Source organism: Micromonospora carbonacea, assembly GCF_014205165.1.
Taxonomy (GTDB): domain Bacteria; phylum Actinomycetota; class Actinomycetes; order Mycobacteriales; family Micromonosporaceae; genus Micromonospora; species Micromonospora carbonacea.
In genome coordinates, this window is sequence record NZ_JACHMZ010000001.1 from 1,680,171 (window position 1) to 1,706,017 (window position 25,847).

A 25,847-nucleotide genomic window follows, 5' to 3' on the forward strand; every position below is an offset into this window, starting at 1 on the left:
ACCTGACCGGCATGCGTCTCTCCGCCCGGGTCGACTACGCCCTCCGCGCGGCCGCCGAGCTGGCGGCGGTCGCCGACGGCGGGGGCGCCGTGCGGTCCCGCCCGGTGACCGCCGAGCAGATCGCCAAGTCCCAGGAGATCCCGCCGAAGTTCCTGGAGAGCATCCTGTTGCAGCTGCGCCGGGGCGGCGTCGTGCACGCCCAGCGCGGCCCCGAGGGCGGCTACTGGCTGGCCCGGCCCGCCGCCGAGATCTCGCTCGCCGAGGTGATCCGGGTGATCGACGGGCCGCTGGCGCACGTGCGCGGGCAGCGCCCGGAGCAGCTCGGCTACCGGGGGGCGGCCCGCGCGTTGCAGGACGTGTGGATCGCCCTGCGGGCCAGCGAGCGGCAGATCCTCGAGCTGGTCACCGTCGCCGACGTGGCCAACGGCACCCTGCCCGAGCGGGTCAGCGAGCTGGCGGCCGACCCGGGCGCCTGGAGCTGACCCGCGACCCCACCCGTCGCAAGCGTCCCGACATTTAACCGATAGGGACTTGACCCGAGGCCGTCTCGTGCCGCATTGTCGACCAAGTCGATAGGAGATGCCGAAAAGTCAGGGGGCGCTCGTGCGCAAGCTGTTGGTCCTCGCCCTCGTCGGGCTCGTCGCGCAGCTGGTCGACGGTTCGCTCGGCATGGCGTACGGGTTGACCTCGTCGACCCTGCTGCTGGTGGCCGGGGTCGCCCCGGCCGCGGCGTCGGCGTCGGTGCACCTGGCCGAGATCGGCACCACGCTCGCCGCCGGGGTGGCCCACTGGCGGTTCGGCAACGTCGACTGGCGGGTGGTCGCCCGCATCGCGCTGCCCGGCGCGGTGGGCGCGTTCGCCGGCGCCACCTTCCTCAGCTCGATCTCCACCGAGGCCGCCGCGCCCTGGATGGCCGCCATTTTGTTCACCCTCGGCGCGTACCTGCTGGTGCGCTTCTCCCGGCCGCTGCGCGCCAGCCGCGCCGCCGGGCCGCTGCGCGCCCGCTTCCTCGGCCCGCTCGGCCTGGTCGCCGGCTTCGTCGACGCCACCGGCGGCGGCGGGTGGGGCCCGGTCGCCACCCCGGCGCTGCTGGTCTCCGGCCGGATGGAGCCCCGCAAGGTCATCGGCTCGGTCGACACCTCCGAGTTCGTCGTCGCGGGCGCGGCCAGCGCCGGCTTCCTGATCGGCCTCGGCACCGAGGGCTTCCTGCTGCCGACCGTCGCCGCCCTGCTCATCGGCGGCCTCATCGCCGCCCCGATCGCCGCCTGGCTGGTGCGGATCGTCCCCGCCCAGCTCCTCGGCGCGGTCATCGGCGGCGTCATCGTGCTGACCAACGCCCGCACCCTGGTGCGGGCCGGCGAGCTGCCCGGCGGCGTCCAGTGGACGGTATACGCGTTGCTGGCCGCCGGCTGGGTCGCCGCCGTCGTGCTGGCCGTCCGTGCGCTGCGCCGCACCCGCCGGGCCCGCGCCACGGTCGCGGCGGCCCTCGCCGACCAGTCCGTCGCCGACCAGCACCCCCTGGAGCAGACCGTGGCCGACCAGCCCGTCGCCGAGCAGCCCGTCGCCGACCAGTCGACCCCGGCCCCGCTGGCCCCGGCTCCGGCCCAGTCGATCCCGACCCAGCCGGTCCCGTCGGCACCGGCCCAGCCGACTCAGCCGACCACCGACCAGCCCGCCGCCGCCCCGGTGGCCGGCTGACGGCTCACCCCGCCGCCGAGGCGATCAGCTCCCAGGCGTCGTCCACGTGGGCCTGCGTGGTCAGCGGCGAGCCGATCGCCAGGCGCAGGGTGAACCGGCCGGCGACCCGGGTGTGGGTGAGGAACACCCGGCCGGTGGCGTTGACCTTCTCCAGCAGCCCGGCGCTCGCCTCGTCGCCGGCGGCGAGCCGGAAGCAGACCAGCGAGAACGGGTGCGGCGCGGCGAGGACGAACCGGTCGTCGGCGCGGACCCGGGCGGCGAACCGGTCGGCGAGCGCCACGTGCGAGCGCACGTGCGCCCGTAGCCCTTCCACCCCGTACCAGCGCAGCACGAACCACAGTTTCAGGGCGCGGAACCGCCGGCCCAGCGGCACCTGCCAGTCGCGGTAGTCGACGACCGCCCCGGAGTCGCTCGCCGCGTTGCGCAGGAACTCCGGCAGCACCGTCAGCGCCGCCACCAGCTCCGCCGAGTCGGCCACCCAGAACGCGTCGCAGTCGAAGCCGGTGAGCAGCCACTTGTGCGGGTCGAAGCAGTACGAGTCGGCGTGCTCCAGGCCGGCGTGCGACCAGCGCAGCTCCGGGCAGACCGCCGCCGCGCCCGCGTACGCGGCGTCGACGTGCAGCCAGACGCCGTACTCCGCGCAGATCGCGCCGATCTGCGGCACGGGGTCGACGGCGGTGGTGGAGGTGGTGCCGATCGTGGCCACCACGATCGCGGGCACGTCGCCGGCCGCGAGGTCGGCCCGGATCGCCGTCCGCAGCGCGTCGGGGTCCATGGCGAGGGTCCCGGGGTCGACGGCGACCATCCGCACCCCGTCGCGGCCCAGCCCGGCGATGCGGGCCGCCTTCTCGATCGACGAGTGCCCCTCGGTGGACGTGTACGCCCGGTAGCGGCGGTCGACCCCCACCTCCCGCCAGCGGCCCCCGCTGGCCCGGTGCAGCGCGGCGAGGGTGGCCACCAGCGTCGCCGAGGACGCCGAGTCCTGGATCACCCCGCCGCCGGGGCCGGTGGAGCGGAACCGCTCGGGCAGGCCGAGCAGCCCCGCCAGCCAGTCCAGCATCACCGTCTCCAGCTCGGTGCAGGCCGGCGCGGAGGCCCAGAGCATGCCCTGCACGCCGAGCCCCGAGCTGACCAGGTCGCCCAGGACGCTGGGGCCGGAGGTGTTGGCGGGGAAGTAGCCGAAGAAGCCGGGATGCTGCCAGTGGGTCAGCCGGGGCGCGACAAGCGCGTCCAGGTCGGCCAGCAGCGCGGCGACCGGCTCGCCGTGCGCGGTCGGGCCGGCCGGCAGCGCGGCGGCCACCGCGCCGGGCGGGTCCTGCGAGGTCACCGGGCGCTGCCCGAGGGTGGCCCAGTAGTCCGCGATCCAGTCGACCACGGCGTGCCCGGCGCGGCGGAACTCCTCGGGGTCCATGTGCTCAGCCATCCGACGAGTCGACCAACTCGCCCGGGCGGACGCAAGGGACCGGGACGTTGTTGCGGCGGGGAAAGCGGTGTCCTAGCATCCCAGAGGCGCGAGCCGAACCATGGACGTCGATGCGATGTCCGATCACCGCCGCCAGCGCGGCGGACGCGACCCGGCGGCCAAGGGCAGGCTGCCGGGGCCGACGCGTCGCCGCGCCCGCCCGACCTCCCCCGGAGGCATCCCCGTGCACCTGACCGCATCCCGCCGCACCCTCCTGGCCGCCGCCGTCGCGGCCACCACCCTCGCCGCCGGCGCACTCGGCACCGTGGCCGCCTCGGCCGCCGCCGCCGGCTGCCGCGTCGACTACAAGATCAGCAGCCAGTGGGGCGGCGGCTTCGGCGCCGACGTCACCGTCACCAACCTCGGCGACCCGATCAACGGCTGGGCCCTCACCTGGTCCTACACCGCCGGCCAGCAGGTCACCCAGGCGTGGAACGCCACCGTCACCCAGTCCGGCGCGCAGGTCACCGCCCGCGACGCCGGCTACAACGCCGCGCTCGGCACCAACGGCGCCGCGAACTTCGGCTTCAACGCCTCCTGGAACGACAGCAGCAACCCCGTGCCGGCGAGCTTCGCCCTCAACGGCACCACCTGCACGGGCGGCACCGCCCCCACCACCACGCCCCCGACGAGCGCCCCGCCGACGACCCCGCCGCCGACGACGCCGCCCCCCACCACCCCGCCGCCGACGACCCCGCCCCCCACCGACCCGCCCGCCGGGGCCAAGCAGCTGGAGGACCTCGACCGGGGGCTGATCAGCGTCCGCTCCGGCAGCGGCAACCTCGTCTCCTGGCGGCTGCTGGGCACCGAGACCTCCGGGGTGTCGTTCAACCTCTACCGCGGCTCCACCAAGGTCAACGCCAGCCCGATCACCGGCGCCACCAACTACCTCGACGCCGGGGCGGCGGCCGGCTCCGCGTACACCGTGCGGGCCGTCGTCGGCGGTGCCGAGCAGGCGGCGTCCGCGCCGGCGCTCCAGTTCGCCAACGGCTACCTCGACGTGCCGTTGCAGGTCCCGCCGGGCGGCACCACCCCCACCGGGGAGGCCTACACCTACTCGGCCAACGACGCCAGCGTCGGCGACCTCGACGGCGACGGCGACTACGAGATCGTCCTCAAGTGGGACCCGTCCAACAGCAAGGACAACTCGCAGTCCGGCTACACCGGCAACGTCTACGTCGACGCGTACACCCTCACCGGCACCCGGCTGTGGCGCGTCGACCTCGGCCGCAACATCCGTGCCGGCGCCCACTACACCCAGTTCCAGGTGTACGACTACGACGGCGACGGCGACGCCGAGGTGGCCATGAAGACCGCCGACGGCACCCGGTCCGGCACCGGCCAGGTGATCGGCTCGTCGTCGGCCGACTACCGCAACTCCAGCGGCTACGTCCTGTCCGGCCCCGAGTTCCTCACCATGTTCGACGGCCGCACCGGCGCCGCGGTGTCCACCGTCAACTACGACCCGCCGCGCGGCACCGTCTCCTCCTGGGGCGACAGCTACGGCAACCGCGTCGACCGGTTCCTCGCCGCCACCGCGTACCTCGACGGCCAGCGTCCCTCGCTGGTCATGGCCCGGGGCTACTACACCCGCGCCGTCATCGCCGCCTGGGACTTCCGCAACGGCGCCCTCACCAAGCGGTGGACGTTCGACTCCAACTCCTCCGGCAACTCCGCCGCCGCCGGCCAGGGCAACCACAACCTGTCCGTCGCCGACGTCGACGCCGACGGCCGGCAGGAGATCGTCTACGGGGCCGCCACCATCGACGACAACGGCCGCCTGCTGTACTCCACCAACAACGGCCACGGCGACGCCCTGCACGTCGGCGACCTCGACCCGAGCCGCTCCGGCCTGGAGGTCTTCAAGGTCGACGAGGACGGCAGCAAGCCCAGCTCCTACTTCGCCGACGCCCGCACCGGCCAGGTCATCTGGTCCACCCCCGCGTCCGGCGACAACGGCCGCGGCGTCTCCGGCGACATCTGGGCCGGCAGCCCCGGCGCCGAGTCCTGGTCGGCGGCGGTGAGCTACCTGGCCAACACCCGGGGCCAGAACGTCGGCCGCAAGCCGTCGTCGACGAACTTCCTCGCCTGGTGGGACGGCGACCCGGTCCGCGAGCTCCTCGACGCCACGAAGATCGACAAGTACGGCACCTCCGGCGAGACCCGGCTGCTCACCGGCAGCGACGTCGCCGCCAACAACGGCACCAAGGCCACCCCGGCGCTCTCCGGCGACATCCTCGGCGACTGGCGGGAAGAGGTGATCTGGCGCACCGGCGACAGCCGCGCCCTGCGCATCTACAGCACCCCGACCCAGACCAGCACCCGGATCTACACCCTCATGCACGACCCGCAGTACCGCGCCGCGATCGCCTGGCAGAACACGGCCTACAACCAGCCGCCGCATCCGGGGTTCTTCATCGGAGACGGCATGGGCAACCCGCCCACGCCCAACATCTACCTGCGCTGACCGCGCTTAGGTAAGGTGGCAGGCACCGGGCCGCAGCCGCGGAATCCGCACAGCTCCGGCCCGGTGCACCACACCGCAGCACCCCCGACCCGTCCCGACCGGGGAGTGCCGTACCACCACCGGAACCAAAGTTACGCGGCGACCGCAACGCACCGGTGACGCCGGTATGAAGATCGTGTTTCGGGCGTTTCCAACCGGGTCCACCCCTACCGGCCCACCGGGTTCACCCCTGCCGGCGCAACCCGCCCGCCACCTTCTCGGCGACCAGTTCGAACGAGCGCACCCGGTCCGCCCCGTCGTACACCATCGACGTCAGCATCAACTCGTCCGCGCCGGTCCGCGCCAGCAACTCCGTCAACTGCCGGCCCACCGTCTCCGGTGAGCCCATCGCCTGCCCCTCCCGCCGCTGCACGACGAACTCCCGCTCCGCCGCCGTGTACGGGTACGCCGCCGCCTCCTCCGGCGACGCCAACGGCTGCGGCCGCCCCGAACGCAGCTTCAGGAACGCCAGCGCCGACGGCCCCGCCAGCCACTGCGCCCGCTCGTCGGTCTCCGCGCAGATCGTGTTCACCGCCACCATCGCGTACGGCTGCGACAGCCACCGCGACGGCCGGAAGTGCTGCCGGTACAGCGCCAACGCCGGCAGCGTGTGCTGCGCGCTGAAGTGGTGCGCGAACGAGAACGGCAGCCCCAGCAGCCCCGCGAGCTGCGCGCTGAACCCGCTGGAGCCCAGCAGCCACACCTGCGGCTGCTCGCCCCGCCCCGGCGTCGCCACGATCGGGCCCGCGTGCTCGCCGGTGAAGTAGCCCATCAGGTCGGCCAGCTCCCGGGGGAACCCCTCGGCCGACAGCCCCTCCATCGTCCGGCGCAACGCCAGCGCCGTCACCTGGTCGGTCCCCGGCGCCCGGCCGATGCCCAGGTCGATCCGGCCCGGGTGCAGCGCCTCCAACGTGCCGAACTGCTCGGCCACCACCAGCGGCGCGTGGTTGGGCAGCATCACCCCGCCCGAGCCCAGCCGGATCGTGCTCGTGTGGGCGGCCAGGTGCGCGATCAGCACCGCCGGCGCCGAACTCGCGATCGCCGGCATGTTGTGGTGCTCGGCCACCCAGAACCGCCGGTAGCCCAGCTCCTCGGCCCGCCGCGCCAGCTCGGTGGTGTGCCGCAGGGCCTCGCCGGCCGTGGAGCCGGCGGCGACCGGGGCGACGTCAAGGACTGACAGAGGTACGTTGATCACGGCTGGAACCAACCCCGGCGGCACCCGGATTGTTCCCGCCCGCCCCGCCCCCGCCCGCCCCGGCGTCCGGGAGCCGCCCGCCCGCCCCGCCCCGCAGCAGCCCGAGCACGAGCAGGCCCGCCCCGATGCCCACCCCGGCCGCCACCGCGAAGCTCGCCCGTACCCCGCCCACCGCCGCCGCCCGCGTCGCCCCCGCCAGCAGCTCCCGCCCCTCCGGCGGCACCGCCCCCAGCAGGCCCGGGGCCCGCCCACCGGCGACGGCGTGGGCGACCCCCGCCGCGTCGGCGACCCCCCGCGCGTGCAGGACGCCCCGCGCCCCCGCCGCGAAGACGCTGCCCAGCGCGGCGATGCCGAAGGCGAACCCGAGCTGCCGGCAGGTGTTCACCGCGCCGGCCGCCATCCCGCCCCGCGCCGCCGGCACCAGCGACATCGCCACCGCGCCCAGCGCCGGCGTCGCCAGCCCCACCCCCACGCCGATCACCGCCCCACCCGGCACCAGCACCGGCCAGCCCGCCGCCCCCCGCGCCAGCACCGCCGTCACCGCGCTGCCCACCCCCACGCACAGCAGCCCCCCACCGATCACCAGGCCCGGCCGCCGGCCGTGCAGCGCCCGCCCGGACACCGCCGACACCACGAACGCCACCACCGACATGGGCAGCCCGGTCAGCCCCGCGCCGACCGGCCCCAACCCCAGCACCGACTGCAACCAGATCATCGAGTACGCCAGCGGCGCGAACGCCGCGAACGTCAACAGCAGCCCCGCCAGCAGCACCGCCACGAACGCCCCGTCCCGCAGCAGCGCCAGGTCGAACAGGGGCTGCCGGACCCGCCGCTCCACCACGGCGAACCCCGCCAGCAGCACCGCCGCCGCGCCCGCCGACACCCACACCACGGCGTCCGACCAGCCCGCCCCGGCCGCGCGGATCAGCGCGTACGTCGCGCAGCCCGCCGCCACGGCGAACACGACCACCCCGCCGACGTCCACCCGCCCACCCGCCGCCGGGCGGCCCGCCGGCAGCGTCCGCGCGCCCAGCCCGAGCGCGACCGCGCTGACCGGCAGGTTCACGAAGAAGATCCAGTGCCACGACACGCCCTCGGTGAGCAGCCCACCCAGCACCGGGCCCACCGCCGCCGACGCCCCCGACACCGCGCCCCACACCCCGTAGGCGGTGCCCCGGTCCCGACCCGCGTACGCCCCGTCGAGCAGCGCGAACGTCGTCGCGAACATCGCCGCCGCGCCGAGGCCCTGCGCCGCCCGCGCCGCGACCAGCGCCCCCGCGCCGGGCGCGAGCCCGCACGCCAGCGACGACGACGCGAACACCACCACCCCCGCCAGGTACGTCACCCGGTGTCCGACCCGGTCGGCCACCGCGCCCGCCCCCAGCACCAGCGCGGCGAGGGCCAGCGCGTACGCGTCGACGACCCACTGCACCGCGCCGAACGACGCGTCCAGGTCCCGCACCATGTCCGGCAGCGCGACCGTCACCACCGTCACGTCGACCAGCAGCATGAACGTGCCCAGGCAGACCGCCGTCAGGGGAAACCATCTGCGCATGCCGACACCCGTGTCTCTCCCGGCCCCGCGCGACGGCCGGTGGGCCGGTGCGCCTCACCCCGTACAACGCGGCCGGCCCGGTCACGTCACCGGCCCGCCGGCCCATTGGCGTACGGGCCCGCCGGTCTGTTGCCGAACCGACCTGCCAACCTGTTGCCGCGCCGGCCCGCCGGCCCCCGCCCGGTTCGGCCCTCAGCCCGCGCCGCGCACCTGCTCGAAGATGAGGCTCGTCTGGGTGTGCTGCACCGCCGGATCCACCGCCAGATGGTCGAGCACGAAGTCCCGCAACGCGTCCCCGGACGCGGCCCGCACGTGCAGCACGTAGTCCTCCGCGCCCGCCACGTGGAACACCGACACCACCCCCGGCAGCCGCACCGAGCGGGCCCGGAACGCGTCCACCGCCGCCCGCTCGTGCGCCGTCAACCGCACCGACACCAACGCCTGCAACGGCAGGCCCACCGCCGCCGGGTCCACCTCCGCGTGGAACCCCCGGATCGCCCCGCACTCCCGCAGCGCCCTCGTGCGCGTCAGACAGGTCGACGCGGCCACCCCCACCCGCTCGGCGAGGGCGTTGTTCGGCAGCCGGCCGTCCGCCGCCAGCTCGGTCAGGATCGCGCGGTCGACGTCGTCCAGGGCGGCGAAGGGCCGCACATCATTCGGTGCAACGGGCATCCACCCATCCTGCTCCGAATCACCGCGTAACTGAAGGCCGACTCACAGAATCTTCTGCGGATCTGTTGCCCGGATCCGCCACTATGTTCGACGCTTCCGGTCATGCCCAGCGCCGTGGACCCCCGCAACGTCGACACCGCAGCCGTGCACGCCGGCCGCGCCGACCTCGCCGCCCTCGGCGTCCACGCCCCGCCCATCGACCTGTCCACCACCAACCCGCTGCCCTCGGTCGCCACCGGCGGCGAAGCCTACGAGCTCCTCGCCACCGGCAACGCCCTCCCGCCCGGCGACAGCGCCGTCTACCAGCGGCTCTGGAACCCCACCGTCGCCCGCTTCGAGACCGCCCTCGCCGAGCTCGAAGACACCCCCGCCGCCGTCGCCTTCGCCAGCGGCATGGCCGCCCTCACCGCCACCCTGCTCGCCGCCACCCGCGACGGCAACCGCCACGTCGTCGCCGTCCGCCCCCTCTACGGCGGCACCGACCACGTCCTCGCCACCGGCCTGCTCCACACCGACGTCACCTGGGCCCGCCCCGACCAGGTCGCCGCCGCGATCCGCCCCGACACCGCCCTCGTCGTCGTCGAGACGCCCGCCAACCCCACCCTCGACCTCGTCGACATCGCCGCCCTCGCCGCCGCAGCCGGCGACACCCCGCTGCTGGTCGACAACACCGTCGCCACCCCCGTGCTCCAGCGGCCCGCCCGGCACGGCGCCGCCCTCGTCCTGCACAGCGCCACCAAGAGCATCGGCGGCCACGGCGACGTCCTCGCCGGCGTCGTCGCCTGCGGCGAGGACTGGGCCGCCCGGCTGCGCCAGGTCCGCGCCCTCACCGGCGCGATCCTGCACCCCCTCGGCGCGTACCTGCTGCACCGCGGCCTGCAGACCCTGCCCCTGCGGGTGCGCGCCCAGTCCGCCGGGGCCGAGAAACTCGCCGCCTGGCTCGCCCGGCACCCCGCCGTCGCCCGCGTGCACCACCCCGGCCTCGACGACCCCACCGGGCTCGTCGGCCGGCAGATGACCGGCACCGGCAGCCTGCTCGCCTTCGAGGTACGCGGCGGCGCGCCCGCCGCCGCCACCGTCGCCGCCGCCTGCCGGCTGATCACCCACGCCGTCTCCCTCGGCGGCGTCGACACCCTCGTCCAGCACCCCGCCTCGCTCACCCACCGGCCCGTCGCCGGCGACGCCCGGCCCGCCGGCGGGCTGCTGCGCCTCTCCGTCGGCCTGGAGGACCCGGAGGACCTGCGGGCGGACCTGGCGCAGGCGCTCGCCGCGCTCGGCTGACGCCGCCGCTGACCGCTGCCGCTGACTGCTGCCGCTGCCGGACCCCGCCGCCCCGCCCGGCCGGTCAGGACTTCGGGCCGACGTGCCGGTCCAGCACCGCGACCGCCTCGCGCCGGGCCACTGACAGCGAGTTGGGGCGGTTCATCCGCCAGGCGACGCCGAGCAGGCCCAGCGTCCACTGGCAGAGCCCCATGATGTCGGCGGACTCGTTGCTGAACAGGTAGCGCGGGTAGACGTAGCCCCTGCAGCGCACGGTCACCCGGTTGGTCACCCGGCAGCCGTCGGAGTGGAACAGGCCGCGCGCGAAGTCCCCGGGGCGGGCGGCGACCAGCGCGCGCTGCCAGTCGGCGAGGACGATCGGCCGCTCGTGCTTCTTGCCCGGCCCGTGCTGCGGCAACAGGCACGGCCAGTGCAGGCCGTAGCTCTGGACCGCCACGCAGCCCTGCTTCCGGACCCGCTGCACGCTGTTGGCCAGGACCGCCCTCATGGCGGTCTCGCAGGCGTCGATCAGCCCCGGCCAGGACGTCGTGCAGTAGACGCGCAGCACCGGGATCCGCGCAGTGGTGACGAGGTGGCCGTCGCCGAGATAGAGGCCGAGGAGGTAGGCGTAGGCACCCGGATCTGTCGGATTGTCGACGCCCGGGCGGCAGCGGAAACACCGCAGGGCGCTGGCCTGCTGCCTGCTCTCGGGCCGGTCCCTGCACCAGTGGCGGACCGTCGTGTAAGGCAACCCGACGCTGCGGGCGGCCTCGGCGATGCTCCAGCCGGACAGGTGGAGCGCGCGGACGCGGGCGCGGATCTCAGGCGGGTGCACCCGCTTATCTTCGAACGCCTGTATGACAGTTTTTGTGCCCTCGGTGGGATTCGAACCCACACTGTATGCAGTTTGAGTGCATTGCCTACTGCCGGTTGGGCTACGAGGGCCTTCCATGATTCGGCCCTGACAGACTACCCACTACGCTAGGGACGGCGACACCCGGCACGGCGGGTGTCGGGCGCAGACTGGTGGGAGTGGCTCGTGGCCGAGACGCAGACGGATGCCGAGCGCAGGCGGGTGTTGATCGCCGAGGACGAGGCGCTCATCCGGCTCGACCTGGCCGAGATGCTCGTCGAGGAGGGCTACGAGGTCGTCGGGGAGGCCGGCGACGGCGAGACCGCCGTCCGGCTCGCCGAGGAGCTGAAGCCCGATCTGGTCATCCTCGACATCAAGATGCCGATCATGGACGGGCTGGCCGCCGCCGAGCGGATCGCCGGCGCCCGGATCGCCCCGGTGATCATCCTGACCGCCTTCAGCCAGCGGGACCTGGTGGAGCGGGCCCGGGCGGCCGGCGCGATGGCGTACCTCGTGAAGCCCTTCCAGAAGAGCGACCTGGTGCCGGCCGTGGAGATCGCCCTGTCGCGCTACTCGGAGATCGCCGCGTTGGAGGCCGAGGTCGCGGGCCTGACCGACCGGCTGGAGATCCGCAAGACGGTGGAGCGCGCCAAGGGCGCGCTGATGACGACGTACGGCATGACCGAGCCGCAGGCGTTCAAGTGGATCCAGCGCACGGCGATGGACCACCGGATGACCATGAAGGAGGTCGCCGAGCGGATCCTCGCCGAGACGGCCGGCGGCGAGGTCACCCAGCCGGCGTCCTGACGGGCCCGGTCCGGGTGCCCTCGGGCGCGCCGCGTGGGTGGTGCCCGTCCGGGGCCGCGGTCGTCGGGGGACGGGCGCGCGGGGTCCCCGGCGTCCCGGTTGATCGATACGATCGGATGCATGCCTCGTCACCGTCCGCGCCTGGCGTCGGGACCGTCGCGGGCGTTGCGTGTCCTGCTCGGCGTGGCGGCCGGCCTGGCGGTGCTGCTGGCGGGCTGCCGGTCGCCCGAGCGCGTCGCGCCCGCGCCGGGGGGCGGCACGCCCGCCCCGGGGAGTTCCGCGCCCGTCCCTGAGCCGCCGCGCCCCGACTGGCGGGCGCTGACCCTGCCGACGCCGCCGGGGGCACCGGGCCGGCTGCTGCTGCGGGACGCGGCGGCGTGCGGCGGGCGCTGGTTCGTGGTGGGCGCGGTCGTCGACGCGGCGGGCGTGACGCGGCCGGCGGCGTGGTCCAGCCCGGTCTCGGCGGGGTCGTCCCCGGCGGCGTCGGCCGCTCCGGGCGGCGTCGGGTTCGCGTGGTCGCCGCTGAGGTTGGCGTCGCGCACCGCGTACGGCGCGGAGAACGTGCTCACGGCGGCCGGCTGCCGCGGGGGCCGGCTGGCGGCGGTGGGCGCGAAGAGCGGCGGGGTGCACGGCAATCCCCGGGTCAGCACGTGGCGGCAGCTCGCCGATGGCTCGGTGGTGGAGGTGCCGGCCGAGTTCGAGGTGTTCGGCGGCCCCGACGCGGTGAACGTGGGGCGGATCGCGGGCGGCCCGGCGGGGTGGGTGGTCGCCGGCAACCGGGGCACCGGGGCGGCGGCCTGGTCGTCGGCCGACGGGCGGGAGTTCCGGCTGGTCAGCGGCGTTCCCGAGTTGGCGTCGGACGCGGCGGGGCGCACGTGGGCGGCGGACGTGACGGCGGCGGCGTCGGGGTGGGTGCTGGTGGGGTCGGTGCGTGCCCCGGGGCGACCGGGCGGTGACCCGGCGGTGTGGGTGTCGCCGGACGGTGTGGACTGGCGGCGGCTGGTCCTGACGGCCGGGGGCGCGGCGGGTGACCTCCAGCGGGTGGTCCGGGCGGGGGAGCGGCTGGTGGCGGTGGGTCGGCGCGGCGATGCCCTGGCGGCGTGGGTGCGGGATGCGGCGGCCGGCGGGCAGTCGGGCGGCGTGGGGAGCGCCCCGGCGGGGCCGGGCGTGGCGCAGTGGCGGCCGGGCGGGGCGTTGGGGCCGGCGACGGGTGGGTCGGGGCAGGTGGCGGGCCTGGCGGCGGTCGACGGCGGGGTGGTGGCGGTGGTGGTGGCCGCCGCGGGCTCCTCGGCGTGGTTCTCGGCGGACGGCGGGGGGTGGGCGTCGGTGCCGCTGCCGGTGGCGTTGGCGTCGGCGCCGGACCGGTCGGTCGCGGTGGCCGGGGCGGGTGACCGGCTGTTGTTGCTGGTGGACGGCGGTGCCGAGGAGGCCCGGTTGTGGTCGGCGCGGCTGCCGGGCGGGCCCGGCTGAGCGTGCCACCGGTCTGTTTCCGGTCGGTGTCGGATGTCCGATTTCGTCCTTGCGCCGGGGTGTGTGTTACAGCACTTCGGCGGATCTGGCCACTCAACGTAACGGTTAGGTCAACCCCGCTTTCTAGGTCTTACGGCGTGCCCTACCTGTGGGATAACGTCCCGGCCCAGACCGGGTACGCGGTCGGTTCGTCCACCCCCTGCAAGGTCCAATTCGCAAGTCGCGGCGGGTGGTTCGGGCCTTCGGACTGAGGAGGGTACGAGCCGTGAGGCAGAAGCTCGCACGGGTGCTGGGTGGCGTGGCCATCAGCGCGCTCGTTATCAGTGGCGCGGCCGCGTGTAAGGCCGACAGTGGCACGGAGGGTGGCAGCGGCGACAAGGCGGCCTGCGACCTCAAGATCGGCTTCTTCGGCCCGCTGACCGGCGACGCCGCGGGTCTCGGTATCCACATGCGCAACGGCACGAAGCTGGCGATCGACCAGTACAACAAGGACAACGCGGACTGTAAGGTCAACCTCGCGGAGTACGACTCGCAGGGTGACCCGGCCAAGGCCCCGGCGCTGGCCCAGCAGGCGGTGGGCGACACCAAGGTCGTCGGCATCATCGGCCCGGCGTTCTCCGGCGAGTCCGAGGTGGCCGACCCGATCTTCGACGAGGCCGGCCTGCCGATCATCACCCCGTCGGCGACCCGCCCGAGCCTGAGCACCAAGAGCTGGAAGATCTTCCACCGGGGCGTCGGCAACGACACCTCGCAGGGCCCGGCGGCCGGCCGGTACATCAAGAACGTGCTGAAGGCCGAGAAGGTCTACGTCGTCGACGACCAGTCGGCGTACGGCGCGGGCCTGGTGGACGAGGTCAAGAAGGTCCTCGGCACGGTGGCGGGCGAGGACAAGGTCCAGGTCAAGCAGACCAACTTCTCCGCGGTCGTCACCAAGATCGTCGGCAGCGGCGCGACGGTGCTGTTCTTCGGTGGCTACTACACCGAGGCGGGCCTGCTGCTCAAGCAGCTCAAGGGCGCCGGCTGGAAGGGCACGATGGTCGCCGGCGACGGCGTCAACGACGCCAACTTCATCAAGGTCGCCGGCCAGCAGGTCGCCGAGGGCACCGTGCTGACCTGCCCCTGCGCCCCGGCCACCGCGGCCAAGGGCTCCTTCGTGACCGACTACAAGGCGGCCTTCGAGAACGCCGAGCCGGGCACCTACGCCGACGTGTCGTTCGACATCACGAAGATCTTCCTCGAGGGCATCAAGGCCGGCAAGTCCACCCGCGCCGACCTGCTCGCCTTCGTGAAGGCCTACAACAAGGCGGGCACCGCCACCGGTGTGACGTACAAGTTCGAGTCCAACGGCGAGTTGGACCCGGCCCAGGTGCTGGTCTGGGCGTTCAAGGTCAACGCGGGCCAGGTCGTCCCCGACATCGAGATCCCGAAGGCCTGACCGGTTCGCCGGTCCCGCCAGGGACACAGACGATGCGGCCGGGAGAGTGGTTCCTCCCGGCCGCGTCGTTTGACCGCACAGTTGGAGCCCCCACTTGAACTTCGATGAGCTGTTCGGGAACTTCCCGGCCCTGACCATCACCGGGCTGGAACAGGGCGCGATCTACGCGCTCGTCGCCCTCGGGTACACCCTCGTCTACGGCGTCCTGCGCCTGATCAACTTTGCCCACTCCGAGGTCTTCATGGTCGGTACGTTCACCGCCCTGTGGACCTGGGAGGCCCTCGGCTACGACCAGAACTCCCCCTCGCCCGCCATCGGCCCGCTGATCCTCGCGCTGGTGGCCGGCCTGGTCGTGGCGGCGGTCGCCTCGGCGGCGACCGCGGTGACCGTGGAACTGGTCGCCTACCGGCCGCTGCGCCGCCGCAACGCGCCGCCGCTGGCCTTCCTCATCACCGCGATCGGCGCGTCGTTCGTGCTCGCCGAGTCCTTCGGCATCGGCACCGCCCGGGCGCCGTTCGGCATGCCCGTGCTGATCCCCTCGGAGACGGCCTTCACCGTGTTCGGCGCGGCCGTGACCAACATCCAGCTGCTCATCCTCGGCGTCACGCTGGTGATGATGGTCGGCCTGGACCAGTTCGTGAACCGCAGCCGGCTGGGCCGCGGCATCCGGGCCGTGGCCCAGGACGCGGACACGGCGGCCCTGATGGGCGTGAACAAGAACCGGGTGATCCTGCTGGTCTTCGTGCTCGGCGGCCTGATGGCCGGCGTCGCGGCGCTGCTGTGGAACGTCCGCTACGGCTACACGAAGTTCAACGTGGGCTTCCTGATCGGGCTCAAGGCGTTCGCGGCGGCGGTGCTCGGCGGCATCGGCAATCTGCGCGGCGCCCTGCTCGGCGGCCTGTTGCTCGGGGTGGCGGAGAACTACGCCGCCGGCCTGTTCGGTGGAGACTGGAAGGACTTCACCGGCTTCGTGCTGCTGATCGTGCTGCTGATGTTCCGGCCCACCGGCCTGCTCGGCGAATCTCTCGGGAGGGCGCGCGCATGACCGCCACCGTGGACAAGGGCCGCGCCCCGGCCCTCAAGGGCCGCTGGGCGGCGATGCCGAAGCAGGTCCGCTGGGCCGCGATCGCGGCGCTGATCGTCCTGCTCTACATCCTGCCGAACCGGTGGTTCTACGAGTACCTCGGCTTCCCCGTCGGCAGCGAGTACTTCGCCTTCTACACCACCCGCTCGGACTTCGCGGGCGTGCTTTTCGACACCGCCGTGTTCGTGCTGCTGGCCGTCGGGCTCAACGTGGTGGTCGGCTTCGCCGGCCTGCTCGACCTGGGCTACTTCGGCTTCTACGCGCTCGGCGCGTACACGGTGGCGTTGCTGACCTCGCCGGAGAGCCGGCTGGGGACGAACTGGCCGTGGCTGGCGGCGGTGCCGATCGCGGTCATGGTGGCGATGGTCTCCGGCGTGATCCTCGGCGGCCCGACGCTGCGCCTGCGCGGCGACTACCTGGCCATCGTGACCCTCGGCTTCGCCGAGATGATCCGGCTCTACGCCGCCCGCAACGAGGGCGTGCTCCAGGGGCAGCGGGGCATCCCGGCGATCCCGCACCCGCCGGGCACCGGCTCCGACGGCAAGCCGCTGTTCGGCGTGGTCGACGCCCGGCCCTACTACTGGCTGATGCTGACGCTGATCCTGCTGGTGATCGTGCTGGTGCGCAACCTGGCCAACAGCCGGGTCGGCCGGGCCTGGGTGGCCACCCGCGAGGACGAGGACGCCGCCGAGGTCATGGGCGTGCCCACGTTCAAGTACAAGCTGTGGGCGTTCGCCATCGGGGCGGCGGTGGCCGGCCTCACCGGCGCCGTCTTCGCCGGCAAGCAGACGTTCATCAACTCGGACCAGTTCGTGCTGGAGAGTTCCATCCTGGTGCTCGCGGCGGTCATCCTGGGCGGCGCGGGCAACATCAAGGGCGCGATCGTCGGCGGCGCGGTCACCTGGTACCTGCCGGAGTGGCTGCGCGGCGTCGGCGACCTGGTCGGGGTGGAGTTCGACGCGGCCGAATACCGGATCCTCGTGTTCGGTGTGGTCATCATCGTCATGATGATCTTCCGTCCACAGGGCATCGTGCCCAACCGGCGGCGGGCGGCGGAGTTCGCCGACCGGCGGCAGGAGGCGGTTCCGCAGGAGAAGGTGCCCAGTGAGTGATCCGCAGATGAAGAGCGAACGCGACGCCAGCAGCGACCGCGACATCACCGCCGACGGCCGCAGCACGGTCGGCGTGCCGCCGGAGCCCGGCTCCGGCGCGCCGACGGCGGCCGGCCCGGCCGGGCCCGACGCCGCGGGGCGGGAACCGCTGCTGGAGGTCGACGACGTCACGCTGCGCTTCGGCGGCGTCGTCGCCCTCGACAAGGTCAACTTCACCCTCTACAAGGGGGAGATCCTCGGCCTGATCGGCCCGAACGGCGCCGGCAAGACCACCTGCTTCAACGCGATGACGGGCGTCTACCGGCCCACCGAGGGCGAGATCCGGTTCAAGGGGCAGCGCACCAACGGCAAGCGGCGGTCGTGGATCACCAAGGCCGGCATCGCCCGGACGTTCCAGAACATCCGGCTCTTCCCCGAGATGACGGCGCTGGAAAACGTGATGGTGGGCGCGGACGTCCACCACAAGACCAGCGTCATCTCGGCCATGCTGCGGCTGCCGCGGCACTTCCGCGAGGAGCGGGAGGGCCGGGAGAAGGCGCGCGAGCTGCTGCGGTTCGTCGGCATCGAGCGGCGCGCGAACGACCTGGCCCGCAACCTGTCGTACGGCGAGCAGCGCCGCCTGGAGATCGCCCGCGCGCTGGCCACCGACCCCGCCCTGCTCTGCCTGGACGAGCCGGCCGCCGGCTTCACCCCGGCGGAGAAGGAGGAGCTGCTCGGCCTGATCCGCGAGATCCGGGACAAGGGCACGACCGTGCTGCTGATCGAGCACGACATGCGGCTGGTGATGGGCGTGACCGACCGGATCGTCGTGCTGGAGTTCGGCAAGAAGATCGCCGAGGGGCTGCCGGCCGAGGTCCGGGACGACCCGAAGGTGATCGCCGCGTACCTGGGGGTGCCGACCGATGCTGCTTGAGATCAAGGACCTGACCCTGCTCTACGGGCGCATCCAGGCCCTGCACGGGATCAGCCTGGTGGTCAACGAGGGCGAGGTGGTCGCGCTCATCGGCGCCAACGGCGCGGGCAAGACCACCACGATGCGGGCGATCTCCGGGCTGCGCCCGGTGGCCCGGGGCTCGATCGTCTTCGACGGCACCGACGTCACCCGGATGCGGGCCGACCTGCGGGTGACCCGGGGCATCGGGCAGGCGCCGGAGGGCCGGGGCGTGTTCCCGGGGATGACGGTGCTGGAGAACCTGGAGATGGGGGCGTACACCCGCCGGGACCGGGCGGAGATCGCCAAGGACATGGCGATGGTGCTGGACCTGTTCCCCCGGCTGGCAGAGCGGCGCAAGCAGGCCGGCGGCACCCTCTCCGGCGGCGAGCAGCAGATGCTGGCCGTGGGGCGGGCGCTGATGGCCCGGCCCCGGCTGCTGCTGCTCGACGAGCCGTCGATGGGTCTCGCGCCGAAGCTGATCCAGCAGATCTTCGAGATCATCACCCGGATCAACGAGCAGGGCACCACGATCCTGCTGGTGGAGCAGAACGCCCAGCAGGCGCTGTCCCGCGCCCACCGGGGCTACGTGCTGGAGACCGGCCGGATCGTCAAGGAGGGCACCGGCCAGGAGCTGCTGCACGACCCGGCGGTCAAGGAGGCGTACCTCGGCGTGGCCTGACGCGCGCCCCGGTGGCCGGTCGTCCCTCGCGGGCGGCCGGCCGCCGGCGTTCGTGGCCGTGCCGGGGCCGTCGCCGTGCCGTGCGGCGGGGATGTCAGCCGTACGGGCTAGAGTCGCTGCCGTGACAGCTACGACGCCGCGCCTGCTCCTCGTCGACGGACACTCCATGGCATACCGGGCGTTCTTCGCCCTGCCGGTGGAGAACTTCTCCACCACGACGGGGCAGCCGACAAACGCCGTCTACGGCTTCACCTCGATGCTGATCAACGTGCTGCGCGACGAGCAGCCCACCCACATCGTCGTGGCCTTCGACGTCTCCCGGCAGTCCTTCCGCACGGAGAAGTACGCGGAGTACAAGGCGGGCCGCAGCGAGACCCCGGCCGACTTCAAGGGCCAGGTCAGCCTCGTCAAGGAGGTCCTCGCGGCGCTGCGCGTGCCGGTGGTGGAGAAGGAGGGCTACGAGGCCGACGACGTCATCGCCACCCTCGCCTGCCAGGCCCGCGACCAGGGCATGTCGGTGCTGATCTCCAGCGGCGACCGGGACGCCTTCCAGCTCGTCGACGACCACGTCACCGTGCTCTACCCCCGCAAGGGCGTCTCCGACCTGGCCCGGATGGACGCCGCCGCCATCGAGGCGAAATACGGCGTGGGCCCGCAGCGCTACCGCGACCTGGCGGCGCTGGTCGGCGAGACCAGCGACAACCTGCCCGGCGTGCCGGGCGTCGGCCCGAAGACCGCCGCCAAGTGGATCAACCTCTACGGCGGCCTCGACGGCGTGGTGGCCCGCGCCGACGAGATCAAGGGCAAGGCCGGCGACAGCCTGCGCGAGCGGCTCGCCGACGTGATCCGCAACTACGAGATCAACCGCTTGGTCTCCGACCTGGAGCTGCCGGTCCGTCCCGAGGACGCCCGCTGGACCGGCTGGGACCGCGAGGCCGTGCACCAGGTCTTCGACACCCTGGAGTTCCGCATCCTGCGCGACCGCCTCTACCAGTATCTGGAGGCCGTCGAGCCGGAGGCCGAGGCGGGGTTCGACCTGACCGCCGAGCGGCTCACCGAGCCGGGGGCGGTCGTCGCCTGGCTCGACCGGCACGCCCCCGCCGGCGCCCAGGTCGGCGTGGCGGTGAAGACCCCGGCCAAGCCGACCGCCCCCCGCGAGCGCTACGAGCCGCAGCTCGACGCCCTGGCCCTCGCGCTGTCCACCGGCCCGGCGGCGTGGCTCGACCCGGCGGCGCTGGCCGAGGCCGACGAGCGGGCCCTCGCGGCCTGGCTGGCCGACCCGGCCCGCCCGAAGGTGCTGCACGACAGCAAGCACGCCCGGCTGGCGTTCGCCGCCCGGGGCTGGTCGCTGGCCGGCGTCGCCCGGGACACCGAGCTGGCCGCCTACCTGGCCCGCCCCGACCAGCGCTCCTACGACCTGACCGACCTGGCGCTGCGCTACCTGCACCGCGAGCTGCGGGTCGACGCCCCCGAGACCGGGCAGCTCACCTTCGAGGGGCTCGGCGACGAGGGCGAGGCCGAGCAGAACCTGATGCTCCAGGCGCGGGCCACCCTCGACCTGGCCGACGCGATCGACGCCGAGCTGTCCCGCGACGGCGAGCAGTCCGCCCGGCTGATGGCGGAGGTGGAGCTGCCGCTGTCGGACGTGCTCGCCGCCCTGCAGCGGGTCGGCATCGCCGCCGACCTGGACTACCTGCACGAGCTGGAGGCCCACTTCGCGGGCGAGGTGAAGTCCGCCGCGCAGGGCGCGTACGCCGCAGTCGGGCGGGAGTTCAACCTGGGCTCGCCCAAGCAGCTCCAGGAGCTCCTCTTCGGCGAGCTGGGGCTGCCCAAGACCAAGAAGATCAAGACCGGCTACACCACCGACGCCGACGCCCTCCAGTGGCTCTACGCGCAGAACCCGCTGCCCGTGCTGGAGCACCTGCTGCGCCACCGGGACGTGGCGAAGCTGAAGACGACCGTCGACGGCCTGCTCAAGTCGGTCTCCGAGGACGGCCGCATCCACACCACGTTCAAGCAGACCGTCGCGGCCACCGGCCGGCTCTCCTCCACCGACCCCAACCTCCAGAACATCCCGATCCGCACCGAGGAGGGCCGCCGGATCCGCCGCGCCTTCGTCGTGGGGGAGGGGTTCGAGTGCCTGCTCACCGCCGACTACAGCCAGATCGAGATGCGGATCATGGCGCACCTGTCGTCGGACGCCAAGCTGATCGAGGCGTTCAACTCCGGCCACGACTTCCACGCCGCCACCGCCTCGTCGGTGTTCGGGGTGCCGGTCACCGAGGTCACCGCCGACCAGCGTCGCAAGATCAAGGCGATGAACTACGGCCTGGCGTACGGGCTGAGCGCGTTCGGCCTGTCCCAGCAGCTCGGCATCACCGCCGAGGAGGCGCGCGGCCTGATGGACAACTACTTCGCGGGGTTCGGCGGGGTCCGCGACTACCTCCAGGAGGTGGTGGCCCGGGCCCGGCACGACGGCTACACCTCCACCATCCTGGGCCGCCGCCGCTACCTGCCCGACCTGGTCAGCGACAACCGGCAGCGGCGGGACATGGCCGAGCGGATGGCGCTCAACGCCCCCATCCAGGGCTCGGCGGCCGACATCATCAAGGTCGCCATGCTGCGCGTCGACGCCGGGCTGCGCGAGGCGGGGCTGCGCTCGCGGATGCTGCTCCAGGTGCACGACGAGCTGGTCTTCGAGGTCGCCCCCGGCGAGCGCGACGCCCTGGAGGCGCTGGTGCGCGGCCAGATGGGCGGGGCGTACCCGCTGTCGGTGCCGCTGGAGGTCTCCGTCGGCGAGGGCCGGGACTGGAACAGCGCCGACCACTGACCGGCGCGCCCGGCCGCCATGCCCCGCGTGCCGGGCTGTGCCGGCGGCGTGTCCCGAGGTGGTGTCGGCGGCCGGGTGGCGGCCGGGGCCGTGGCCCGCTCACCGGAGCGGGTCGTGGCCCCAGTTCATCAGCGACCAGCGCCACCTGGTGTCCCGCACGTCGCCCGAGGGGCGCTGCGCCAGGTGCCGGTGCACGTAGCCGATCACCTTGCGCATGTGCCGGTAGTCGGCCTCGGTCAGCTCGGCGCGTCTGCGGCGCAGCAGGTCGATGATCCGCCGGCCGGACGAGTGCCCCACCGACTCGCCGCCCGCGGTGCCCTTCTTCCGCCAGCCGACGTGCTTCGACTCGTCGGTCTCCAGCCACGTCGACAGCTCGCCGGGCCGCATGTTCACCGCCTCGGTGAACTCCCGGTACGTCTCGCCGCGCCGGTCGTCGTCAGTCCCGCTCACGGCGCAGCACCTCCGGCCGGTGCGCGACGTCGCGCACCGAGTCGTCGTTGCGGATGCGGTACTGCGGCTGCTCGGGGGACGCGTTCACGGTGTGCCCCCGCACGTGGGTGCGCTCGGTGAGCTTCTCCTCGACCACGCCGTGCGCCCGGCCGCTGTGGCTGGCCCAGGACACGTGGTCGCCCGCGCGGAACTCCCTCTGCTCGGCCATGCGCCTGGCTACCCGGGGCGGGTGCGGCGAAACGGGCCGGGTCAGCCGGCGAGCTCGGCGACCGGCAGCTTGATCTCGAACGGCTCGGCCAGCGCGATCAGCTCCGCGCTGTCGGCGACCAGCTCGTACTGCCGCTCGCCGCCGAGGCTGAGCCGGTCGCTGAGCCGGTACGCGTACACGTGCACCGGGTCCTGCTCGACGCGCCAGTAGAACTCGACGCGCCAGTAGAACTCGACGCGCCAGTAGAACGGGATGCCGGCGGCGGCGTACTCGGCGGGCTTGGCGAACCGGTCGATCCGCCGGGTGCCGGGGGAGACCACCTCCACCGCGAGGACCACGTCCTCTGGCTGGAGCAGGGACCGGTCGGCGCGCACGTCCGCGCGGCGCAGCAGCACGTCCGGCTGCCGGGTGTTCTTCGCGTCCAGCGCGACCCCGACGGCCTGTGTGACCCGCAGGTGATCGGGGGCGTGCGCGCGCAGCCACAGCGTGAGCAGGCTTCAGATGTCCTGGTGGCCCAGAGTGGGGAAGGGGATGAGTCGGAGGACTCCGTCGACGAGTTCGACGCGGGGGGCGTCGTCCGGCAGGTGGGGCAGGTCCTCCAGCGTGTAGTCGGCACGCTGTTGCCGGATCGGGTCCGGGCACCAGGGGTCAGGTGGTGTCGGGATCGGCTCGGCGCTCACCCGGTCAGCTAACGCCACCCGCCGGCCGGGGCGTCGCACCGGCGGTGCGACGTGCCGACCGACCAGTGTCCCGGCCACCCGGCCGGTTCGCGGCCCGGTGCGTCGGTGGTCCCCGGGTTCAGCCCGCCGGCTTCTCGGCGACGAAGATGGCCGTGCCGGGGAAGAGCCGGCCGCGCAGCGGGCTCCACTGGCCCCAGATCCCCTCGTGTCCCTCGGGCCACTCCGGCTCCACCAGGTCCACCAGCCGGAACCCCGCGCCGACCAGCTCCCGGATCCGGTCGCCGAGGGTGCGGTGCTGCTCGACGTACGTCGCCGCGCCCGTGCGGTCCTGCTCCACGTAGGGGGAGCGGTCGAAGTACGAGTGCACCGCCGTGAGCCCGCCCTGCCCGGGGTCGTCGAGGAAGATCCACCGCATCGGGTGGGTCACCGAGAACACCCACCGGCCGCCGGGGCGCAGCACCCGGAACACCTCGCGCATCACCGCCGCCGAGTCGGCCACGAACGGGATCGCCCCGAAGGCCGTGCACGCGGTGTCGAAGGCCGCGTCGGCGAAGGGCAACGCGAGCGCGTCGGCCTGCACCAGCGGCACCCGTACGCCGCTGCGCCCGGCCGCGTCCGCCGCGTGCCGCAGCATGCCGGCGGAGAGGTCCAGGGCCACCGGGCGGGCCCCCTGGGTGGCCAGCCACCGGGCGGCGGCGGCCGCCCCCGCGCCCACCTCCAGCACCCGGCGTCCGGCGAGGTCGCCGAGCAGCCGGGCGTCGGCCTCGCGCAGCCCCTCGGGGCACCAGACGAAGTCCACGTCGCCGAGGAACGCGCCGTGTTCGGCCTGGTAGTCGTCGGCGTCGGAGTCCCACCAGCCGCGGCTGGCCCGCCGGGCGTCGGCGTCGGTCACCGGGCGTCGCAGCACCCCCGGCGCCGCGTCCGGCTCGGCGCTCACGGTGAGGTTGGCCAGGTCGTCGGTCACCGCGGCAGTCTAGTGGTGGCCCCGGCTGCCGGCCCGCTGCGGCGCGACTGCCGGTGGGGGCGGGGTGGCCGCCGGGTCCCCGCCCGTAAACCCCCGGTTCGGGCACGAAAGGTGCAGTCCGTCGCGAAAGCGGGCTGGATCACTTCTCCCGGGGCTTGCACGCTGTGGTAATGCGCACGGTAGGCTAGACGATGCGCTCGCGGGTCGCGTGCCTCGGCAGGGAGAAGGCGCGCGGTCGCGGAGTTCCAGACGGAGCCACATCAGGACCTCACTAGTGATCTTCTGTGTGCCCGGCGACGGATCCGCTGGCGCGAACAGGTCACCGCGACACCAGCCTGCTGTGACAACCCATCCGACCGGAGCAACCGCCCACATGACGAGCAGCATCGAGGCCCCCTCGAGCGCCACCCGGGTCACCCACGACGATCTCGGTTCCGAGGAGGCTTTCCTCGCCGCGATCGACGAGACCATCAAGTACTTCAACGACGGCGACATTGTCGAAGGCACCGTCGTCAAGGTCGATCGGGACGAGGTCCTGCTCGACATCGGCTACAAGACCGAGGGTGTCATCCCCTCTCGGGAGTTGTCGATCAAGCACGACGTGGACCCCGCCGAGGTCGTCTCGGTCGGTGACCACATCGAGGCCCTGGTCCTCCAGAAGGAGGACAAGGAGGGTCGTCTGATCCTCTCCAAGAAGCGGGCGCAGTACGAGCGGGCCTGGGGCACGATCGAGAAGATCAAGGACGAGGACGGCGTCGTCCGCGGCTCGGTCATCGAGGTGGTCAAGGGTGGTCTCATCCTCGACATCGGGCTGCGCGGCTTCCTGCCCGCGTCCCTGGTCGAGATGCGGCGGGTGCGTGACCTGCAGCCGTACGTCGGCCGCGAGCTCGAAGCCAAGATCATCGAGCTGGACAAGAACCGCAACAACGTGGTCCTGTCCCGCCGGGCCTGGCTGGAGCAGACGCAGTCCGAGGTGCGCACCGAGTTCCTCAACAAGCTGCAGAAGGGCCAGGTCCGCAAGGGCGTCGTGTCCTCGATCGTCAACTTCGGCGCGTTCGTCGACCTGGGCGGCGTGGACGGCCTGGTGCACGTCTCCGAGCTGTCCTGGAAGCACATCGACCACCCGTCCGAGGTCGTCGAGGTCGGCCAGGAGGTCGAGGTCGAGGTCCTGGACGTCGACCTGGACCGCGAGCGGGTCTCGCTGTCGCTGAAGGCGACCCAGGAGGACCCGTGGCGGCAGTTCGCCCGCACCCACGCGATCCAGCAGATCGTGCCGGGTAAGGTCACCAAGCTGGTGCCGTTCGGCGCCTTCGTCCGGGTGGACGACGGCATCGAGGGCCTGGTCCACATCTCCGAGCTGGCCGAGCGCCACGTGGAGATCCCGGAGCAGGTCGTCCAGGTCGGCTCCGAGGTCATGGTCAAGGTCATCGACATCGACCTGGAGCGCCGCCGGATCTCCCTGTCGCTCAAGCAGGCCAACGAGGGCTTCGTCGAGGGCGAGGAGCACTTCGACCCGACCCTCTACGGCATGGCCGCGACGTACGACGCCGAGGGCAACTACATCTACCCGGAGGGCTTCGACCCGGAGACGGGCGAGTGGCTCGAGGGGTACGACAAGCAGCGCGAGACCTGGGAGAACCAGTACGCCGAGGCCCGTCAGCGCTGGGAGGCCCACACCAAGCAGGTGCAGACCTCCCGGGCCGCCGACGCCGAGGCCGCTGCCAACCCGGCTCCGGCCGTGTCGACCAGCGGCACCACCACCTCGACCAGCACGGCCCCGAGCCGGCAGGCCGAGGAGCCGGCCGGCACCCTGGCCACCGACGAGGCGCTCGCCGCGCTGCGGGAGAAGCTCGCCGGCGGCAAGTGACCCCGTGACGACTCCCCGCCGGGCGCGTTCGACGACGCCCCCGGTCCGGAGCCGCCGCTGACGACGACGGGCCCTGTCCCCGCGATCCGGTTCCACCGGGCCGCCGGGCGGGGCCCGTCGTCGTTG

23 protein-coding genes and 1 tRNA gene are annotated in these 25,847 nt (G+C 73.4%); 13 read left to right on the plus strand and 11 right to left on the minus strand.

The window, feature by feature from the left end; translation table 11 throughout:
- Nucleotides 1-11: 11 nt before the first annotated feature.
- Together HDA31_RS07610 and HDA31_RS07615 are read left to right on the plus strand one after the other, a co-directional pair.
- Nucleotides 12-482, plus strand: coding sequence for an RrF2 family transcriptional regulator (locus HDA31_RS07610; RefSeq protein WP_074474387.1), 471 nt, complete (start codon nucleotides 12-14; stop codon nucleotides 480-482).
- Between the two features lie 121 nt (nucleotides 483-603).
- Complete coding sequence (locus tag HDA31_RS07615) at nucleotides 604-1,698, plus strand: sulfite exporter TauE/SafE family protein (RefSeq protein ID WP_246384030.1); 1,095 nt, start codon at nucleotides 604-606, stop codon at nucleotides 1,696-1,698.
- A gap of 4 nt (nucleotides 1,699-1,702) precedes the next feature.
- Here the strand turns inward: HDA31_RS07615 and HDA31_RS07620 are convergent, their stop codons facing one another.
- Complete coding sequence (locus HDA31_RS07620; protein ID WP_246384028.1) at nucleotides 1,703-3,121, minus strand: pyridoxal-dependent decarboxylase; 1,419 nt, start codon at nucleotides 3,119-3,121, stop codon at nucleotides 1,703-1,705.
- 223 nt (nucleotides 3,122-3,344) lie between these two features.
- Between HDA31_RS07620 and HDA31_RS07625 the strand changes: the two genes are divergently transcribed.
- Nucleotides 3,345-5,627, plus strand: a complete 2,283-nt coding sequence (locus HDA31_RS07625) for a rhamnogalacturonan lyase family protein (protein ID WP_178067659.1) — start codon at nucleotides 3,345-3,347, stop codon at nucleotides 5,625-5,627.
- Between the two features lie 223 nt (nucleotides 5,628-5,850).
- Here HDA31_RS07625 and HDA31_RS07630 read toward each other — a convergent pair whose 3' ends face one another.
- From HDA31_RS07630 to HDA31_RS07640, 3 genes are all read right to left on the minus strand, one after another.
- Entirely contained in the window at nucleotides 5,851-6,861 is a 1,011-nt protein-coding gene (locus tag HDA31_RS07630) for an LLM class flavin-dependent oxidoreductase (RefSeq protein ID WP_074474384.1), read from the minus strand.
- Entirely contained in the window at nucleotides 6,833-8,416 is a 1,584-nt protein-coding gene (locus tag HDA31_RS07635) for an MFS transporter (RefSeq protein ID WP_178065797.1), read from the minus strand. The genes HDA31_RS07630 and HDA31_RS07635 overlap by 29 nt, the downstream gene beginning before the upstream one ends.
- Nucleotides 8,417-8,608: 192 nt before the next feature.
- Nucleotides 8,609-9,088 carry an Lrp/AsnC family transcriptional regulator gene (locus HDA31_RS07640; protein ID WP_074474382.1) on the minus strand — a complete coding sequence of 160 codons (480 nt, stop codon included), beginning with the start codon at nucleotides 9,086-9,088 and terminating at the stop codon, nucleotides 8,609-8,611.
- A gap of 102 nt (nucleotides 9,089-9,190) precedes the next feature.
- Here HDA31_RS07640 and HDA31_RS07645 point away from each other — a divergent pair, with 102 nt between their 5' ends.
- On the plus strand, nucleotides 9,191-10,369 hold the full coding sequence (locus HDA31_RS07645) for a trans-sulfuration enzyme family protein (protein ID WP_178065796.1): 1,179 nt from the start codon (nucleotides 9,191-9,193) through the stop codon (nucleotides 10,367-10,369).
- 64 nt (nucleotides 10,370-10,433) lie between these two features.
- Here HDA31_RS07645 and HDA31_RS07650 read toward each other — a convergent pair whose 3' ends face one another.
- Together HDA31_RS07650 and HDA31_RS07655 are read right to left on the minus strand one after the other, a co-directional pair.
- Nucleotides 10,434-11,183, minus strand: coding sequence for a transcriptional regulator (locus tag HDA31_RS07650; RefSeq protein WP_178065795.1), 750 nt, complete (start codon nucleotides 11,181-11,183; stop codon nucleotides 10,434-10,436).
- Between the two features lie 35 nt (nucleotides 11,184-11,218).
- Nucleotides 11,219-11,293: transfer RNA gene (locus HDA31_RS07655), tRNA-Leu, on the minus strand.
- A gap of 94 nt (nucleotides 11,294-11,387) precedes the next feature.
- Between HDA31_RS07655 and HDA31_RS07660 the strand changes: the two genes are divergently transcribed.
- The 8 genes from HDA31_RS07660 to polA all read left to right on the plus strand — a co-directional run bounded on the left by HDA31_RS07660 (nucleotide 11,388) and on the right by polA (nucleotide 21,552).
- Nucleotides 11,388-12,008 (plus strand): ANTAR domain-containing response regulator, encoded by a 621-nt coding sequence (locus HDA31_RS07660; protein WP_074474379.1) that lies wholly within the window; start codon nucleotides 11,388-11,390, stop codon nucleotides 12,006-12,008.
- Between the two features lie 120 nt (nucleotides 12,009-12,128).
- Nucleotides 12,129-13,478 (plus strand): hypothetical protein, encoded by a 1,350-nt coding sequence (locus tag HDA31_RS07665; RefSeq protein WP_178065794.1) that lies wholly within the window; start codon nucleotides 12,129-12,131, stop codon nucleotides 13,476-13,478.
- 265 nt (nucleotides 13,479-13,743) lie between these two features.
- Nucleotides 13,744-14,913 carry a branched-chain amino acid ABC transporter substrate-binding protein gene (locus tag HDA31_RS07670; protein WP_074474377.1) on the plus strand — a complete coding sequence of 390 codons (1,170 nt, stop codon included), beginning with the start codon at nucleotides 13,744-13,746 and terminating at the stop codon, nucleotides 14,911-14,913.
- A gap of 94 nt (nucleotides 14,914-15,007) precedes the next feature.
- Complete coding sequence (locus HDA31_RS07675; protein ID WP_074474376.1) at nucleotides 15,008-15,958, plus strand: branched-chain amino acid ABC transporter permease; 951 nt, start codon at nucleotides 15,008-15,010, stop codon at nucleotides 15,956-15,958.
- Nucleotides 15,955-17,109 (plus strand): branched-chain amino acid ABC transporter permease, encoded by a 1,155-nt coding sequence (locus HDA31_RS07680; protein WP_178065793.1) that lies wholly within the window; start codon nucleotides 15,955-15,957, stop codon nucleotides 17,107-17,109. The genes HDA31_RS07675 and HDA31_RS07680 overlap by 4 nt, the downstream gene beginning before the upstream one ends.
- Nucleotides 17,110-17,116: 7 nt before the next feature.
- A complete protein-coding gene (locus tag HDA31_RS07685; RefSeq protein ID WP_260422173.1) occupies nucleotides 17,117-18,022 on the plus strand; it encodes an ABC transporter ATP-binding protein in 906 nt (301 codons plus the stop codon).
- Nucleotides 18,012-18,722 carry an ABC transporter ATP-binding protein gene (locus HDA31_RS07690; protein WP_074474374.1) on the plus strand — a complete coding sequence of 237 codons (711 nt, stop codon included), beginning with the start codon at nucleotides 18,012-18,014 and terminating at the stop codon, nucleotides 18,720-18,722. Before HDA31_RS07685 ends, HDA31_RS07690 begins: the two co-directional genes overlap by 11 nt.
- A 121-nt stretch (nucleotides 18,723-18,843) precedes the next feature.
- Nucleotides 18,844-21,552 (plus strand): DNA polymerase I, encoded by a 2,709-nt coding sequence (gene polA / locus HDA31_RS07695; RefSeq protein ID WP_178065792.1) that lies wholly within the window; start codon nucleotides 18,844-18,846, stop codon nucleotides 21,550-21,552.
- Between the two features lie 99 nt (nucleotides 21,553-21,651).
- On the opposite strand, the gene HDA31_RS07700 is transcribed toward polA, so the two are convergent.
- The 5 genes from HDA31_RS07700 to HDA31_RS07715 form a co-directional block, all read right to left on the minus strand.
- Nucleotides 21,652-21,939, minus strand: a complete 288-nt coding sequence (locus HDA31_RS07700; protein WP_221487095.1) for a DUF3140 domain-containing protein — start codon at nucleotides 21,937-21,939, stop codon at nucleotides 21,652-21,654.
- Nucleotides 21,940-21,988: 49 nt separating this feature from the next.
- Nucleotides 21,989-22,210, minus strand: coding sequence for a hypervirulence associated TUDOR domain-containing protein (locus HDA31_RS07705; RefSeq protein WP_178065790.1), 222 nt, complete (start codon nucleotides 22,208-22,210; stop codon nucleotides 21,989-21,991).
- A gap of 41 nt (nucleotides 22,211-22,251) precedes the next feature.
- Nucleotides 22,252-22,704, minus strand: coding sequence for a Uma2 family endonuclease (locus HDA31_RS32030; RefSeq protein ID WP_311774383.1), 453 nt, complete (start codon nucleotides 22,702-22,704; stop codon nucleotides 22,252-22,254).
- Between the two features lie 3 nt (nucleotides 22,705-22,707).
- On the minus strand, nucleotides 22,708-22,890 hold the full coding sequence (locus HDA31_RS32035) for a hypothetical protein (RefSeq protein WP_246384024.1): 183 nt from the start codon (nucleotides 22,888-22,890) through the stop codon (nucleotides 22,708-22,710).
- A gap of 118 nt (nucleotides 22,891-23,008) precedes the next feature.
- The gene (locus HDA31_RS07715) at nucleotides 23,009-23,827 is read right to left on the minus strand and encodes a class I SAM-dependent methyltransferase (protein ID WP_074474526.1); all 819 of its coding nucleotides are present in this window, start codon (nucleotides 23,825-23,827) and stop codon (nucleotides 23,009-23,011) included.
- A 400-nt stretch (nucleotides 23,828-24,227) separates the two neighbouring features.
- Between HDA31_RS07715 and rpsA the strand changes: the two genes are divergently transcribed.
- Complete coding sequence (rpsA, locus tag HDA31_RS07720; protein WP_074474370.1) at nucleotides 24,228-25,721, plus strand: 30S ribosomal protein S1; 1,494 nt, start codon at nucleotides 24,228-24,230, stop codon at nucleotides 25,719-25,721.
- Nucleotides 25,722-25,847 lie beyond the last annotated feature (126 nt).

Excerpts from the sequence above, each read along its gene's own strand:
- HDA31_RS07685 (WP_260422173.1), top strand. The coding sequence starts at position 17,117 with ATGAAGAGCGAACGCGACGCCAGCAGCGACCGCGACATCACCGCCGAC.
- HDA31_RS07640 (WP_074474382.1), bottom strand. The coding sequence starts at position 9,088 with ATGCCCGTTGCACCGAATGATGTGCGGCCCTTCGCCGCCCTGGACGAC.
- HDA31_RS07635 (WP_178065797.1), bottom strand. The coding sequence starts at position 8,416 with ATGCGCAGATGGTTTCCCCTGACGGCGGTCTGCCTGGGCACGTTCATG.
- HDA31_RS07680 (WP_178065793.1), top strand. The coding sequence starts at position 15,955 with ATGACCGCCACCGTGGACAAGGGCCGCGCCCCGGCCCTCAAGGGCCGC.
- HDA31_RS07705 (WP_178065790.1), bottom strand. The coding sequence starts at position 22,210 with ATGGCCGAGCAGAGGGAGTTCCGCGCGGGCGACCACGTGTCCTGGGCC.
- HDA31_RS07665 (WP_178065794.1), top strand. The coding sequence starts at position 12,129 with ATGCCTCGTCACCGTCCGCGCCTGGCGTCGGGACCGTCGCGGGCGTTG.
- HDA31_RS07645 (WP_178065796.1), top strand. The coding sequence starts at position 9,191 with ATGCCCAGCGCCGTGGACCCCCGCAACGTCGACACCGCAGCCGTGCAC.
- HDA31_RS07610 (WP_074474387.1), top strand. The coding sequence starts at position 12 with ATGCGTCTCTCCGCCCGGGTCGACTACGCCCTCCGCGCGGCCGCCGAG.
- HDA31_RS07690 (WP_074474374.1), top strand. The coding sequence starts at position 18,012 with ATGCTGCTTGAGATCAAGGACCTGACCCTGCTCTACGGGCGCATCCAG.
- rpsA (WP_074474370.1), top strand. The coding sequence starts at position 24,228 with ATGACGAGCAGCATCGAGGCCCCCTCGAGCGCCACCCGGGTCACCCAC.
- HDA31_RS07620 (WP_246384028.1), bottom strand. The coding sequence starts at position 3,121 with ATGGCTGAGCACATGGACCCCGAGGAGTTCCGCCGCGCCGGGCACGCC.
- HDA31_RS07700 (WP_221487095.1), bottom strand. The coding sequence starts at position 21,939 with ATGCGGCCCGGCGAGCTGTCGACGTGGCTGGAGACCGACGAGTCGAAG.